Source organism: Pseudorhodoferax sp. Leaf265, from assembly GCF_001422365.1.
Taxonomy (GTDB): domain Bacteria; phylum Pseudomonadota; class Gammaproteobacteria; order Burkholderiales; family Burkholderiaceae_C; genus Pseudorhodoferax.
Genome location: NZ_LMMT01000004.1, coordinates 95,817 through 109,987 on the forward strand (window position 1 = coordinate 95,817; position 14,171 = coordinate 109,987).

At 71.0% G+C, this 14,171-nt stretch carries 12 protein-coding genes and 1 pseudogene; 12 read left to right on the plus strand and 1 reads right to left on the minus strand.

All coding sequences use genetic code 11. From position 1 onward, the window contains the following. The first annotated feature begins 16 nt into the window (after positions 1-16). The 10 genes and pseudogenes from ASF45_RS06715 to ASF45_RS06755 all read left to right on the plus strand — a co-directional run bounded on the left by ASF45_RS06715 (position 17) and on the right by ASF45_RS06755 (position 9,865). Positions 17-1,204, plus strand: a complete 1,188-nt coding sequence (locus ASF45_RS06715; RefSeq protein ID WP_082550843.1) for an ABC transporter substrate-binding protein — start codon at positions 17-19, stop codon at positions 1,202-1,204. A gap of 235 nt (positions 1,205-1,439) precedes the next feature. After that, on the plus strand, positions 1,440-2,300 hold the full coding sequence (locus ASF45_RS06720) for a branched-chain amino acid ABC transporter permease (RefSeq protein WP_056659041.1): 861 nt from the start codon (positions 1,440-1,442) through the stop codon (positions 2,298-2,300). Continuing rightward, positions 2,297-3,322, plus strand: a complete 1,026-nt coding sequence (locus tag ASF45_RS06725; RefSeq protein WP_082550844.1) for a branched-chain amino acid ABC transporter permease — start codon at positions 2,297-2,299, stop codon at positions 3,320-3,322. The genes ASF45_RS06720 and ASF45_RS06725 overlap by 4 nt, the downstream gene beginning before the upstream one ends. Beyond that, positions 3,319-4,095 (plus strand): ABC transporter ATP-binding protein, encoded by a 777-nt coding sequence (locus ASF45_RS06730; RefSeq protein WP_056659044.1) that lies wholly within the window; start codon positions 3,319-3,321, stop codon positions 4,093-4,095. The genes ASF45_RS06725 and ASF45_RS06730 overlap by 4 nt, the downstream gene beginning before the upstream one ends. After that, positions 4,088-4,807: an ABC transporter ATP-binding protein gene (locus ASF45_RS06735; RefSeq protein ID WP_056659046.1), complete on the plus strand. Its 720-nt coding sequence runs from the start codon at positions 4,088-4,090 to the stop codon at positions 4,805-4,807. The genes ASF45_RS06730 and ASF45_RS06735 overlap by 8 nt, the downstream gene beginning before the upstream one ends. A gap of 22 nt (positions 4,808-4,829) precedes the next feature. Beyond that, entirely contained in the window at positions 4,830-5,990 is a 1,161-nt protein-coding gene (locus ASF45_RS06740; RefSeq protein ID WP_056659049.1) for an ABC transporter substrate-binding protein, read from the plus strand. A gap of 73 nt (positions 5,991-6,063) precedes the next feature. Continuing rightward, positions 6,064-7,434 carry an amidase family protein gene (locus tag ASF45_RS06745; protein ID WP_056659052.1) on the plus strand — a complete coding sequence of 457 codons (1,371 nt, stop codon included), beginning with the start codon at positions 6,064-6,066 and terminating at the stop codon, positions 7,432-7,434. Positions 7,435-7,472: 38 nt separating this feature from the next. Beyond that, positions 7,473-8,165, plus strand: a pseudogene (locus ASF45_RS06750) (PDDEXK nuclease domain-containing protein); the annotation flags it as partial. 67 nt (positions 8,166-8,232) lie between these two features. Continuing rightward, positions 8,233-8,562: a PDDEXK nuclease domain-containing protein gene (locus ASF45_RS37055; RefSeq protein WP_369802104.1), complete on the plus strand. Its 330-nt coding sequence runs from the start codon at positions 8,233-8,235 to the stop codon at positions 8,560-8,562. 103 nt (positions 8,563-8,665) lie between these two features. Beyond that, positions 8,666-9,865 carry an MFS transporter gene (locus ASF45_RS06755; RefSeq protein WP_056659054.1) on the plus strand — a complete coding sequence of 400 codons (1,200 nt, stop codon included), beginning with the start codon at positions 8,666-8,668 and terminating at the stop codon, positions 9,863-9,865. Between the two features lie 12 nt (positions 9,866-9,877). On the opposite strand, the gene ASF45_RS06760 is transcribed toward ASF45_RS06755, so the two are convergent. Next, the gene (locus tag ASF45_RS06760; protein ID WP_056659057.1) at positions 9,878-10,771 is read right to left on the minus strand and encodes a LysR family transcriptional regulator; all 894 of its coding nucleotides are present in this window, start codon (positions 10,769-10,771) and stop codon (positions 9,878-9,880) included. 108 nt (positions 10,772-10,879) lie between these two features. Here ASF45_RS06760 and ASF45_RS06765 point away from each other — a divergent pair, with 108 nt between their 5' ends. Then, positions 10,880-12,115: an FAD-binding oxidoreductase gene (locus ASF45_RS06765; protein WP_056659059.1), complete on the plus strand. Its 1,236-nt coding sequence runs from the start codon at positions 10,880-10,882 to the stop codon at positions 12,113-12,115. A 1-nt stretch (position 12,116) separates the two neighbouring features. Then, positions 12,117-14,117, plus strand: coding sequence for a hydantoinase B/oxoprolinase family protein (locus ASF45_RS06770; RefSeq protein WP_082550845.1), 2,001 nt, complete (start codon positions 12,117-12,119; stop codon positions 14,115-14,117). Positions 14,118-14,171 lie beyond the last annotated feature (54 nt).

Genomic DNA, 14,171 nt, shown 5'->3' on the forward strand with positions numbered 1-14,171 from the left:
CACGGAGTTCCCCACGATGACGATGACCAAACGCTCCCTCCTCGCCGCCTCCGCCATGGCGGCCCTGGCCTGCATCGCCGGTTCCGCCCATGCCCAGGATGCGCTCAAGATCGGGCTGATCGGCACCTACTCCGGCCCCTACGCCGACTACGGCCGCCAGTTCGACGCGGGCGTGGCGCTCTACCTCAAGGAGCACGGCGGCAAGATCGCGGGTCGCACGGTGGAGGTGGTCAAGAAGGACACGGGCGGCGCCAACCCAGACGCCTCCAAGCGCATCGCCCAGGAGCTGATCGTGCGCGACAAGGTGCAGATCCTCACGGGCCTGGACTTCAGCCCCAACGCCTACGCCGTGGCCGCCGTCGCCACCCAGGCCAAGATTCCGACCGTGGTGATGAATGCGTCCTCCTCGGGCATCACCGCCGCCTCGCCCTACGTGGCGCGGCTGTCGTTCACGGTGCAGCAGGTCTCCGACCCGATGGCGCGCTGGATGCTCAAGAACGGCACCAAGGAGGCCTATGTGGTGGTGGCCGACTACGCGCCGGGCACCGATTCGCTGACCGCGTTCAAGAAGGCCTTCGAGCAGGGCGGCGGCAAGGTCGTCGGTGAGCTGAAAACGCCCATGAGCAATCCGGACTTCTCGGCCTACGTGCAGCGCATCAAGGACGCCAAGCCGCAATCCGTGTTCTTCTTCTTCCCCTCGGGCGTGATGCCGCCGGCCTTCCTCAAGGTCTGGAAGGAACGCGGCATGGACGAGGCCGGCATCAAGCTCTACGCCACCGGCGAGGCCACCGACGACAGCTACCTGGACGCCACCGGCGACGTGGCGCTGGGCCTCGTCACCAGCCACCACTACTCGTTCGCCCACCCGTCGGCCAAGAACCAGAAGTTCGTGAAGGACTTCGAGGCGCAGTTCGGCAGCACGATGCGCCCGAGCTACTTCGCCGTGACGGCCTACGACGCGATGGCGGCCATCGACCTCGCGCTCAAGAAGACCGGCGGCGACGCCAGCGGCGACAAGGTGATGGAAGCGCTCAAGGGCCTGCAGTTCGAAAGCCCGCGCGGCCCCATCGAGATCGACGCCGCCACGCGCGACATCGTGCAGACGGTCTACATCCGCAAGACCGAGAAGGCCAATGGCAAGCTCGTGAACGTGGAGTTCGACAAGTTCGACCGCGTGAAGGACCCGGCCAAGGAAGCCAAGTAAGGCGACGCGGGACAAGTTTCGCGAGTGCGCGCGCCCTGGATCGGGATGAGATGCAAGGCGCAAACCGCAGCGATAGCCCAAGCTATCGCGAGGATTTGCAACGAAGCAGATCGCCCGATCCAGGGATGCGCGCGCCGCGAGGACTTGTTCAGCGTTGCCTTCCGCCTGCGCGCAAGGCGCTGACCTCGGCACGCGGCGCCCCTTCGGGCGCCGCGTGCCCCGCATCGGGAATCCCATGGGCATCGTGTTATTCGATGGAGCGGCCTACGGCATGCTCCTGTTCCTCATGGCGGTGGGCCTGTCCATCACCATGGGCTTGATGAACTTCGTCAACCTCGCGCACGGCAGCTTCGCAGTGGTCGGTGGCTACACGGCCGCGGTGCTGATGAACCAGCTCGGCCTGCCGTACGCGGTGGCGCTGGCCGCGGCCTTCGTGGCCGCCGCGCTGCTCGGTGCCGTGCTGGAGTTCGCGTTCTACCGCCGGCTGTACCGCGCACACCCGCTGGACCAGGTGCTGCTGTCCATCGGCGTGGTGTTCGTGTCGATCGCGGCGCTGACCTGGTTCTTCGGCCCGACCATGTTGCCGTTCAACCTGCCGCCGGCGCTGCAGGGCCAGTTCGGCGTTGCGGGCCTGGAGCTGAGCCGCTACCGCGCCTTCCTGATCGTCTGCGGCGTGGCCGTGCTGGTGCTGCTGATGCTGGCCATGGGCCGCACGCGCTACGGCGCCATGGTGCGCGCCGCGGTGGACAACCAGCGCGTGGCGGGCGGCACGGGCATCCATGTGCAGCGGCTGTTCTTCCTGACCTTCTCGCTGGGCTGCGGCCTGGCCGGCCTGGGCGGCGCGCTGAGCCTGGGAATGCTGGGCCTGGAGCCCTCGTTCCCGCTCAAGTACATGGTGTACTTCCTGATCGTGGTCTGCGTGGGCGGGGCCGGCACCATCACCGGGCCCTTCATCGCCGCGCTCTTGGTCGGCATCGTCGACGTGGCGGGCAAGTACTACCTGCCCGAAGCCGGCGCCTTCCTGGTCTACGTGTTCATGATCGCCATGCTTCTGCTGCGGCCCAACGGCATCGTGCCCAAGAAGGGGATTGCATGAAACCCGTCACCCTGAGCCCGGGCCAGCTGCGCGCGGCCGAGGTTCTGTTCTGGCTCGCGCTGGCATCCAGCTTCTTCCTCGCGCCCGACCACCTCACGCTGCTGTCGCAGATCCTCATCTTCGGCCTGTTCGCGGTGGCGCTGGACATGGCCCTGGGCTACGCCGGCATCCTGACCGTGGGCCACGCGGCCTTCTTCGGCGCAGGTGCCTACACGGCGGGCCTGCTGGCCAAGCACGGCTGGGGCGAGCCCTTCAGCGGCCTGCTGGCCGCGCTGGTGGTGGCCGGCGCGCTGGGCTACGCGCTGAGCTACCTGATCGTGCGCGGCGCCGACCTCACGCGGCTCATGATCACCATCGGCGTCTGCGTGCTGCTCTACGAACTCGCGAACCGGCTCTCGTCCATCACGGGCGGCAGCGACGGGCTGCAGGGCATGAACGTGTCGCCGGTGTTCGGCGTGTTCGCGTTCGACCTGTTCGGCAAGACCGCCTTCCTCTATGCCTTCGGTGTGGTGCTGGCCATGTTCCTGCTTGTGCGCCTGGTGCTGCGCTCGCCGTTCGGGCTGGCGCTGCGCGGCATCCACGACAACCGCAAGCGCATGCTGGCCATCGGCTCGCCGGTGGAGGCGCGGCTGCGCATGGCCTACGGCTTCTCGGCCGCGGTGGCCGGCGTGGCCGGTGCGCTGCTGGCGCAGACCACGCAGTTCGTGGGCATCGAGTCCATCGGCTTCAACCGCTCGGCCGAGGTGCTGATCATCCTGGTGCTGGGTGGCACGGGCCGGCTGTACGGCGGCCTCGTCGGCGCCATCGTCTACATGCTGGTGCACGACTGGTTCGCCGACATGAACCCCGAGTACTGGATGTTCTGGCTCGGCATCTTCCTGATCGCGGCCGTCATGCTAGGCCGCGGCGGCATCATGGGCGCGCTGTCGCGCCGCATCCGCACCAAGGAGCACGCGACGAGCACCGCCGGGCCGCCCCAAGGTGCTCGCACCGCAGGCCGTCAGGCTGGAGGTTCTCTATGACTACCGCTTTGCAGACGCAGGGCCTGGGCATCAGCTTCGGCGCCTTCCATGCCGTGGCCGATGTGAACCTCTCGCTGGCGCCCGGCGCACGCCAGGCGCTGATCGGCCCCAACGGCGCCGGCAAGACCACGCTGATCAACCTGCTCACGGGCATCTACAAGCCCAGTGCCGGCAGCATCCGCATGAACGGCGAGGACATCACCGCCTGGCCAGCCGACCGGCGCGCGCGCAGCGGGCTGGCGCGCACCTTCCAGATCAACACGCTGTTCCCCAGCCTCACGCCGCTGCTGTCGGTGGTGCTGGCCATCCACGAGCGCGAGGGCCAGGGCGCGACCTGGTGGCGCCCGTTCGGCCGCAGCAAGGCCGCCTTCGACGAAGCCCACGCGCTGCTGGCCCGGCTGCGGCTGGACGCGCTGGCCAACGTGCCCGTGGCCGAACTGGCCTACGGCAAGCAGCGGCTTCTGGAGATCGCGCTGGCCCTGGCCGCGCGGCCGCGCATCCTGCTGCTGGACGAGCCGGCCGCCGGCGTGCCAGAGGACGAGAGCGGCGAACTCTTCGACGTGATCGCCGAGCTGCCCGACGACATCAGCGTGCTGTTCATCGAGCACGACATGAAGCTGGTGTTCCGCTTCGCGCGGCGCATCTCGGTGCTGGTGGCCGGCCGCATCCTGACCGAAGGAACCCCCGCCGAGATCGGCCACGACCCGCGCGTGCGCGAGGTGTATCTGGGCAAGACCCACGTCAGTATCCGCAAGGAGGCCACCCATGTCTGAACTGCTGGCCTTCGATGGCGTGACCGCCGGCTACGGCAACGCCGTGGTGCTGGACCGCCTGGGCTTTTCGCTGCGTGCCGGAGAGAGCCTGGCCATCCTCGGCCGCAACGGCGTGGGCAAGACCACCACGCTCGAGACGCTGATGGGCAACACGCGCGTGACAGGCGGCGCGATCCGCTGGCGCGGCCAGGACATCACCAGGCTGCCTGCCCACCAGCGTGTGCGCGCCGGTCTGGGCTGGGTGCCTCAGGAACGCGAGGTCTTCCCCTCGCTGACCGTGGAAGAGAACCTGACCGTGGTCGCCCGCCCCGGCGCCTGGAACCTGGACCGCGTGTACGGCCTCTTCCCGCGCCTGCGCGAGCGCCGCGGCAACTACGGCAACCAGCTCTCGGGTGGCGAGCAACAGATGCTGGCCATCGCCCGCGCGCTGATGACCAACCCGCTGCTGCTGCTGCTCGACGAGCCCATGGAGGGCCTGGCGCCCATCATCGTGGAGGAACTCGCCGAAGCGATCCGCCGGCTGTGTGAGAGCGAAGGCCTGGCCTCCATCGTGGTCGAGCAACACCCGGTGCTCGCACTGGAGATGACGCACCAGGCCATCGTGCTGGAGCGCGGCACCGTGGTGCACGCCGGCCCCAGCGCTGCGCTCGCCGCAGACCAGGCCTTGCTCGACAAGTTCCTCGGCGTCGGCATCGAAGAAGAGCCCGCCTGATCCCCCTTCCAAGGAGTCCTCCATGTTCCACCGTCGCCACCTGCTCGCCGCCAGCGCCCTCGGCCTGGCCCTGCCACGCGCCTTCGCTGCGCAGGACCCCATCCGCATCGGCCTCATCGCCGAGATGTCGGGCCCCTTCGCCGAGTTCGGCCGCCAGATGCAGGCCGGCATCGCGGTCTACCAGAAGCAGTTCGGCGACAGCGTCGCGGGCCGCAAGGTCGAGGTGATCGTCAAGGACGTGGCCGGTCCCAACCCCGAACTGGCCAAGCGGCACGCGCAGGAACTCATCGTGCGCGACAAGGTCAGCGTGCTGGCCGGCTTCGGCTTCACGCCCAACGCGCTGTCGGTCGCGCCGATTGCCACGCAGGCCAAGGTGCCCATGGTGGTCATGAATGCGGCCGCGGCCAAGTTGACCGAGAAGTCGCCCTTCATGGTGCGCACCTCGTTCGACTACCCCAACACGGTGCCGCCGATCGCGCAGTGGGCCGCGCAGAAGGGGTCGAAGAAGGCCTATGTCATCGTGGCCGACTACGCGCCCGGCCACGACGCCGAGGCCGCCTTCCTGGCCGCTTACAAGGCCGCGGGCGGCGAGATCGTGGGCAGCGTGCGCACGCCGCTGGTCACGCTGGACTTCTCGCCCTACATGCAGCGCGTGAAAGACGCCAAACCCGACCTGTTGTTCGCCTTCGTCAACGGCGGCGACGTGGCGCCCGCCTTCATCCGCGAGTACCGCGAGAAGGGTCTGGAGCAAGCCGGCATCCAGCTCGTGGGCACGGGCGACATCGTCGACGAGGCCATCATCGAGACCATCGGCGAGCGCGCGCTGGGGCTGACCACGGTCTACCCGTACTCCATGCACCACAAGTCGGAGCTGAACGCGCGCTTCGTGCGGGACTTCAAGGCCCAGCGCGACGCCAAGGCCCGGCCGACCATCATGGCCGTGGCCGCCTACGACGGCATGGCGGCCATCTACGCCGCGCTCCAGAAGACCGGCGGCAAGAGCGACGGCGCCGCGCTGCGGCAGGCCATGCAGGGCCTGCAGCTGGACAGCCCGCGCGGGCGCATCGCCATCGACGCGAAGACCCGCGACATCGTGCAGGACCAGTACATCCGCCGCGTCGAGAAGGTCGGCGAGGTGCTTGCCAACGTGGAGTTCGAGACCTATCCAGCCGCAAAGGGATGAGCGCCGTGCCGGGCCGCCCCAAACAAGCTCGCTCCCGCCTGGCGGGACAGGCCGCAGGCCGAAGGGTGCACCAGTGAGCGCGCAAGCCCTGAAGCTCGACATCGGCGGGCTGACCGCCGCCTACGCACGCGGCGTGCACGAGCCAGTGGCCGTGCTGCAGGCCTTGCTGGCCGAGGTGCATGTGGACACGCGAGGCCTCAACGCCTTCTGCCACCTGGACGGCGAAGGCGCGCTGGCCCAGGCGCAGGCCTCGGCCGCGCGCTGGCAGGCCGGCCGTGCGCTCGGGCCGCTGGACGGCGTGCCGGTCTCCATCAAGGACCTGCTGCCCGTGGCCGGCTGGCCCACGCGGCGCGGCTCGCTGTCCACGGCCGGCGACCCGCCCGCCACGCAGGACGCACCGCTCGTGGCCCATCTGCGCGCGGCCGGCGCCGTGCTGTTCGGCAAGACCACGACCACCGAGTTCGGCTGGACCATCGCCAGCCACAACCCGCATGCCGGCACCACGCGCAACCCGCGCGATGTCACGCGCGGCGCGGGCGGCTCCAGCAGCGGCGCGGCCGCGCAGATCGCCGCCGGCTGGGGCCCGCTGGCCGTCGGCAGCGACGCGGGCGGCTCGGTGCGCATCCCGGCCGCCTGGTGCGGTGTGGTCGGCTTCAAGCCCACGTTCGGCGCGATCCCGGCCGCGCCGCAGAGCGCCTTCGCCGAGTTCGCGCACTTCGGCCCGCTCACGCGCAGCGTGGCCGACTGCGCACGCGCCATGGCCGTGCTGGGCCAGCCCGACCCGCGCGACCCGGCCTCGCTGTACCCGCGCATGCCCGCGCAGCGGCCCGCCCAGCTGCGCATCGGCTGGAGCCTGGCGCTGGGGGCGCCCACCGTGCTGGACCCCACCATCGCGCAAGCCATGCAGGCGCTGCTGGAACGCCTGGCCGCGGCCGGCCACCAGCTCGTGGCACTGCCGGCGCTGGGCCTGGACGCGGACCAGGCCATGTGGACCGTCTGGCAGTCGCGCGTGCACGAGTCCTTCGTCGACTGGAGCGACGCCCAGCGCGCCACGCTGGACCCGGCGCTGCAACGCCTGTGGGAACAGGGCGCCGACCTCTCGCCCACGCGGCTGGCGCGCGCCCGCGCCCAGCTGCGCGGCCTGGCCGGCGCGTTGTCGCAGCAGTTCGCCGGCATCGACGTGCTGTTGACACCGACCGCGCCGACCGTTGCACCGCCGCTGCCAAACGTTCAGGAGGCGCCGGACACGCAGCCGCGCAACTGGTTCGCCGGCAACGGCTACTGCTACCCGTTCAACCTCACGCAGCAGCCGGCGCTGAGCCTGCCGCTGGGCCGCGACGCGCAGGGGCTGCCGTTCGGGCTGCAGGTGGTGGGGCGGCGCTATGCGGATGAACTGGTGTTGCATGCGGGGCGGCTGGTCGAGGGGATGCTGGCGGCGGGGTGAAACGGACTGGCGGGAGGCCGGTGGATGACAATCCCACCATGCGTCCCCGCCAGCCGGCATCCAAGAATCCTGTTGCAGTTGCGACTCCACCCGTGGAGTCGGCCTTCGCCGAAGTGGTGCGGCTGATCGAACAGGCGCGCCAGCGCGCCTACCAGGCCGTCAACACCGAGCTGGTGGGCCTGTATTGGCAGATCGGGGAGTACATCAGCGGCAAGCTGGCCGCCGCCGAATGGGGCGAAGGCGTGGTGGACAAGCTGGCGGCCCACCTGGCGCGCACGCTGCCCGGACAGCGCGGCTTCACGCGCCGCAACCTGTTCCGCATGCGCCAGTTCTTCGAAACCTACCGCGGCGACGAAGTGGTGTCAGCACTCCTGACACAACTTCCGTGGACGCACAACCTTCTCATCCTGAGCCAGGCCAAGCGCGCGGAAGAGCGCACCTTCTACCTGCGCATGGCGATCCAGCAACGCTGGGGTAGCCGCGAGCTGGAGCGGCAGCTGCGTCTGGGCGCTTTCGACCACGCGGTGCTGGCGCCACCAAAAGTGTCAGCGGCGCTGACACAAATACACGGAGATGCAGCGGTCAGTGCATTCAAGGACGCCTACGCCGTCGAGTTTTTGAACCTGCCCGCCGGCCACACCGAAGCCGACCTGCACCGCGGCCTGCTGGCCGAGTTGCGCAGCTTCCTGACCGAGCTGGGCCGCGACTTCTGTTTCGTCAGCTCGGAATTTCCCCTGCAGGTGGGTGGGCGCGACTTCGCACTGGACCTGCTGTTCTTCCACCGCGGCCTGATGCCTGGTGGCCATCGAGTTGAAGGTCGACCGCTTCGAACCCGAACACCTGGGCAAGCTCAACTTCTACCTCGAAGCGCTGGACCGCGACGTGAAGAAGCCGCACGAGAACCCGGCCATCGGCCTGCTGCTGTGCGCCAGCAAGGACAGCGAGGTCGTCGAGTACGCCCTGAGCCGCACGCTGTCGCCTGCGCTGGTGGCGCAGTACCAGACACAGCTGCCGGACCGGCAGATGCTGGCGGCCAAGCTGCACGAGTTCTATGCGCTGAGTGCGCCTGAAACGGCGCCGCCGGCCGATCCGCCCTCAAAGCGTCCGAGAAAGCGGCGCTCGCCCTGACCGCCGCACCCTGCAGAGCCTGAGCGCAGCGCAAGCCGATCCCAGCAGCGCCACAATCGCGGCCCGCACCTCGTCTCTGCTGGCCCGCCCAGCCGCCTCCCGCATGTCCGCCGCGCCCGCCCCCCCGTCCGAGTTCTCCTTCCGCCGCATCGCCATCCCCGCCTTCGGCCCCTCGCTGCTGTTCGGCCTGGGCGAGGGCGCGATCCTGCCCATCATCCCGCTCATGGCGCGCGAACTCGGCGGCTCCGTGCCCATGGCCGCGCTGATCGTCACGCTGATCGGCCTGGGTTCGCTGCTGTCCAACATCCCGGCCTCGCTGATCACCATGCGCTGGGGCGAGCGCGGCGCCATCGTCGCCGCGGGGCTCTGGAGCGCCGTCGGCATGGCGATGTGCGTGTTCACGGGCCACCTCGCGCTGTTCGCGCTGGGCTGCTTCATGGTGGGCATGTCGCAGGCGGTCTACAACCTGGCGCGCCAGAGCTACATGACCGAGGCCGTGCCCATGCAGTACCGGGCGCGCGCACTGTCCACGCTGGGCGGGGTCATGCGCATCGGCATGTTCATCGGGCCCTTCCTGGGTGCGGCGGCCGTGCACGCCTTCGGCCTGTCGGGCGCCTTCGGTGTCGGCATCGCGGGCGTGCTGGCCGCGGCCGCCCTGGGTTCGCGCGTGCCCGACCTCGCCGTGCCTGCGCCCGCGCCCGGCCAGGCCGCACCGGCGGCCACCAGCATCGCCTCCACGCTGCGCGACCACCGCCGCACCTTCCTCACGCTGGGCCTGGGCGTCACGCTGCTGAGCGCCGTGCGCGCCTCGCGCCAGGTCGTGATCCCGCTGTGGGCCGACCACCTGATGCTGGCACCGGCCGTGGCCTCGCTCGTCTACGGTCTGGCCGGCGGCATCGACATGCTGGTGTTCTACCCGGCCGGCAAGCTCATGGACCTCAAGGGCCGGCGCTGGGTGGCCGTGCCGTCCATGGTCATCATGGGCCTGGGCCTGCTGGCGATGCCGTTCACCACGGGCTTCAGCACGCTGCTGGTCGCGGCGCTGGCCATCGGCTTCGGCAACGGCATCGGCTCGGGCCTGATCATGACGCTGGGCGCCGACCACTCGCCACGCCACGGCCGCGCGCACTTCCTGGGCGTGTGGCGGCTGATGGCCGACATCGGCTCGTCCAGCGGGCCGGCGCTGCTGTCCTTCCTGGCCGGCGCGCTGTCGCTGGGCTGGGGCATCGGCGCCATCGGGCTGGTGGCCTTCGCGGCGGCCGGCGTGCTGTCGCACTTCATCCCGGCGCGCGTGCCACGCTAAGGCCGTACCGCATCAGCGCTCGCGCGACTGCGCGCGCAGCATCTGGACGAAGGCCTGGGCCGCTGGCGACAGCGCGAGGCTGCGGCGCTGGTAGACGAAGAACTCACGGTTCAGCGCCGGCGCGCGCAACGGCAGGAAGCGGATGCCGAAGTTGGTGGCGAAACTGCGCGCGTAGTCGGGCACCATGGCAACGCCGAGCCCCGCGCCGACCAAGGCCAGCGCGGTCGTGAGATAGCGCACCTCGGTGGCGGTCTGCATCGAGAGCGAGGCGTCGTGTTCCTGCAGGCGCTGCTCCACATAGCGGCTGAAATCGCCCGAGTACACCACCCAGCGCTCGCCCTGCAGTTCGCGCCACTGCACGGCCTCGCGGCCGGCGAGCGGGTGCGCAGCGGCGCAGACCAGGCGCATCGGCACGTGCATGAGGAAGCTGCGCGTGACGTCCTCGCCGATGGCGCGCTCCGGCCCGATGCCCAGCTCGGCGTCGCCGCGGCGCACCGTGCCCACGATGTCGTCGGCCGAGCCGTCGACGATGCGCAGGCCCACCTGCGGGTGCGCGCGCTCGAACCGCGCCAGCGCACCGGCCACCCAGGTGCAGGCCATGAGCTGGGGTGCCACCACGCGCAGCACACCGCTCTTGAGTGAGCGCAGGTCGCCCGCGCCTTCCTCGATCTGGCGCAGGTCGTCGAGCATGCGGCGCGCCAGCGGCAACAGCTGCTGGCCGGCCTCGGTCAGCGTGACGGCGTGGCGTGTGCGGTCGAACAGTTTCACGCCCAGCTCTTCCTCGAGCTGCTGCACCAGCATGCTGACGGCCGACTGGGTGAGGTGCAGCTGGCGCGCGGCCAGCGTGAAGCTCGCGCTGCGCGCCACGACCGAGAACGCACGCATCTGGCGGAGGGTGATGTTCATGGCTGCACCATTGTGGCGCGGACGCGGCCCACGAATCAGAGAACCTGATGCACAAATCAAATGAATTCGTTGGCCTGATGCGCACGCTCCCCGCACAATCCGCCGCCTATGCATGTCGTCGTCATCGGGACCGGCATCGTCGGCACCTGCACCGCCGCCTGGCTGCAGCGCGACGGTCACCAGGTCACCTTCTTCGATCCGCTGGAGCCTGGCGAAGCCTGCTCCTTCGGCAACGCGGGCTCGCTCTCGCCCAGCGCCTGCCTGCCCGTGGGCATGCCGGGCATGTGGAAGCGCGTGCCCAATTGGCTGCTCGACCCGCTGGGCCCGCTCACCGTGCGCTGGCGCCATGCGCCGCTGGTCCTGCCCTGGCTGGTGCGCATGCTGCGGCATTCCTCGCGCGAGGAGGTCACGCGCATCGCCACCGCACTGCGCAGCCTGCTGGTGCCCATCTTCGACTGCTACGGCCCGCTGCTCCAGGACGCCCAGGCGACGGACCTGGTGCGCCGCAGCGGCTGCCTCTACGTCTACTCCTCGCGCGAGAAGGCCGCGCAATGGGCCTGGGGCATGCAGCTGCGCCGCTCGCTGGGGGTGCAGATGCGCGAAGTAGAGCAGGACGAGCTGGAGCAGCTGGAGCCCGACCTCAAGGGCCGGTTTCGCTTCGGCATCCTGGCGCCCGAGAACGGCTCCACCACCGATCCCTCGGCCCTGGTCAAGGCCCTGTACGCGCACTGCATGGAGCAGGGCGCCGTGCACCTGCGCAAGCGCGTGGCCGGCTTCGAGCGCCAAGGGCGCCGCATCACGGGCGTGCGCACCGACGAAGGTGCCAGCCTGCCCGTGGACGGCGTGGTGGTGGCGGCCGGTGCCTGGTCGGGCCCGCTCGCGGCACAGCTGGGTTCGCGCGTGCCGCTGGAGACGCAGCGCGGCTACCACGTCACGGTGCGCAGCTCCAACCTGCAGCTGCGCCACACCGTGATGGCCGTGGAGAACAACCTCATGGTCAACCCCATGGCCATGGGCCTGCGCCTGGCCGGCACCGTCGAGTTCGCAGGCCTGAAGGCCGCGCCGCGCTACGAGCGCGCCCAGGCCCTGCTGCGCCTGGGCCAGCAGCTGTTCCCGCACCTGGACACCAGCGAAACCACGCAGTGGATGGGCCACCGGCCCTGCCTGCCCGACAGCCTGCCCGTGGTCGGCCGCGCGCGCCACGCCGACAACGCCTGGCTGGCCTTCGGCCACGGGCACATGGGCATGTGCATGGGCGCGAGCACGGGGCGCGAGGTCGCGCACCTCGTGGCGGGCCGGCCCACGCAGGTCGATCTCACGCCGTTCCGGCCGGACAGGTTCTGAGATGCCGGACATCGCGCTGATCTGCACCGCAGGCTTCGCCGACGTGTTGACCCTGGCACGGCAGAACCGCGCCGACCCTTACGCGCTGCACGTGCCGGCCTCGCCCTGGCCGCAGCTGCTGCCGGCCGCCTGGCGCATCGAGGCGCGCGGCCGCATCGACGCCGCCGGTGCCGAGGTCGAGGCGCTGGACCTGGCCGGCGTGCTCAACGCGCTGGCCGCGCTCCCGCGGCCGCCTGCCGGCATCGCGGTCTGCCTGCTGTTCGCGCAGCGCAACCCCGCGCACGAACTGGCGCTGGCGCAACGCATCGCGCAGCTGTGGCCCGATCTGCCCGTGGTCTGCTCGCATGCGGTGCTGGCGCAGGATGGCGAGTACGAGCGCACGCTGGCGACCGTGCAGGCGCTGGGCCTGCACGCGCCAGCGTCGGCCGCAGAGTCTGCGCGCGACGACGGCCTGCCGCAGCAGCTGGAGGCTCTTGCCGACCGCATGCAGCAGCGCCTCGTGCAGGACGCCGTCTCCAGTGTGGTGCGCGAGGCCATGGACTGCGCGGCCGCGGTGTTCCTGCCCGACGGCCGGCTCGTCGCCCAGGCGCGCACGCTGCCGCTGCTGTTGGGCAGCCTGTCGCCGGCCGTGGCCGGGCTGCTCGCGCTGTACCCGGCCGCCAGCATGGCCGAGGGCGACGGCTACCTGCTCAACGACCCCTGGCATGGCGGCACGCACCTGCCCGACCTCACGCTCGTGCGGCCGGTCTGCGTGGCCGGCCGCACGGTGGCGCTGCTGGCCTGCGTGCTGCACCACCAGGACGTGGGCGGCATCGCGCCGGGCTCGGTGCCGACCCACGCCAGCAGCATCCAGCAGGAGGGCCTGCGCATCCCGCCCACGCCGCTCTACCGCGCAGGGGCGGTCGACGCCGCGCTGCTGCGCCTGCTGCGCGCCAACAGCCGCATGCCCGACAACCTCGCGGGCGACCTGGCCGCGCAGTGGACCTGCCTCGCACAGGGCGCGCAGGAACTCTCGGACCTGTGGCAGCGCACACCCGATGCGGCCGCGGGTTGCGGGGCGGCACTGGCAGCATCGGAAGCCGCGGCTCGCGCCGCGCTAGCGGCCGCACCCGATGGCGACTACGCCTTCGAGGACGCGCTGGACGGCGACGGCATCACCAACGCGCCCGTGCGCGTGGCGGTCTGCATCCGCAAGCGCGGCGACCGCGCCGAGCTGGACCTGACCGGCTGCGCCGACCAGACCCAGGGCCCCGTGAACGCCGCGCGCGGTGCCGTGCAGGCCGCAGTGGCCTACTTCGCGCGCATGCTCGCGCCGCAGGCCGCCCCGAACGACGGCAGCCTTGCAGCGCTCACGCTGCGCACGCGCCCTGGCAGCATCGTCGACCCGGCCTTCCCGGCCGCCGTCAATGCGCGCACCAACCTCGTCAAGCTGCTGGCCAATGCGCTGCTGGGCGCCTGGGCCCAGGCCCTGCCGGCGCGCATGCCGGCCCCCAATGCGGGCGAGGCCGTGGTGCTCTCGCTGGGCGGCTCGCGGCCCGATGGCACGCCCTGGCTGCTGACCGAGATCATCGCTTCGGCCGCGGGTGGCGCGCCCACGGGCCCGGGTGGGTCGGGCGTCTCCACCGATGTGGGCAACGCGCGCAGCACGCCGGCCGAGGCCATCGAGGCCCAGGCGCCGCTGCGCGTGGAACGCGTGGCGCTGCGCGCGGGCTCGGGCGGCGCGGGCCGCCACCGCGGCGGCGATGGCGTGGTCCGCGTCTACCGCCTGCTGCATGGCAGCGGCAGCATCTCCTACCGTGGCGAGCGCCACGGCATCGCGCCCCAGGGCGCGGCCGGTGGGCTGCCCGGTGCCTGCGCCGCGGCGCGCATCGAGCGTGCCGACGGCCGCGTCGACCTCCTGCCCGCCAAGGCGCGCGCGCAGTGGCAGGCCGGCGACCGGCTCGTCGTCGAGACCGCGGGCGGCGGCGGCTGGGGGCCGCCAGCGCCCGAGCACACCGCATGACACCCGCCCTGCACGTTTCCTGCATGGCCGCCCTGGTTTCCTTCCATCTCCGAA

Bases quoted from the DNA above. Each gene is read 5' to 3' on its own strand.
- ASF45_RS06770 (WP_082550845.1), top strand. From the start codon at position 12,117: ATGCCGGACATCGCGCTGATCTGCACCGCAGGCTTCGCCGACGTGTTG.
- ASF45_RS06730 (WP_056659044.1), top strand. From the start codon at position 3,319: ATGACTACCGCTTTGCAGACGCAGGGCCTGGGCATCAGCTTCGGCGCC.
- ASF45_RS06755 (WP_056659054.1), top strand. From the start codon at position 8,666: ATGTCCGCCGCGCCCGCCCCCCCGTCCGAGTTCTCCTTCCGCCGCATC.
- ASF45_RS06760 (WP_056659057.1), bottom strand. From the start codon at position 10,771: ATGAACATCACCCTCCGCCAGATGCGTGCGTTCTCGGTCGTGGCGCGC.
- ASF45_RS06725 (WP_082550844.1), top strand. From the start codon at position 2,297: ATGAAACCCGTCACCCTGAGCCCGGGCCAGCTGCGCGCGGCCGAGGTT.
- ASF45_RS06765 (WP_056659059.1), top strand. From the start codon at position 10,880: ATGCATGTCGTCGTCATCGGGACCGGCATCGTCGGCACCTGCACCGCC.
- ASF45_RS06720 (WP_056659041.1), top strand. From the start codon at position 1,440: ATGGGCATCGTGTTATTCGATGGAGCGGCCTACGGCATGCTCCTGTTC.
- ASF45_RS06740 (WP_056659049.1), top strand. From the start codon at position 4,830: ATGTTCCACCGTCGCCACCTGCTCGCCGCCAGCGCCCTCGGCCTGGCC.
- ASF45_RS06715 (WP_082550843.1), top strand. From the start codon at position 17: ATGACGATGACCAAACGCTCCCTCCTCGCCGCCTCCGCCATGGCGGCC.
- ASF45_RS06735 (WP_056659046.1), top strand. From the start codon at position 4,088: ATGTCTGAACTGCTGGCCTTCGATGGCGTGACCGCCGGCTACGGCAAC.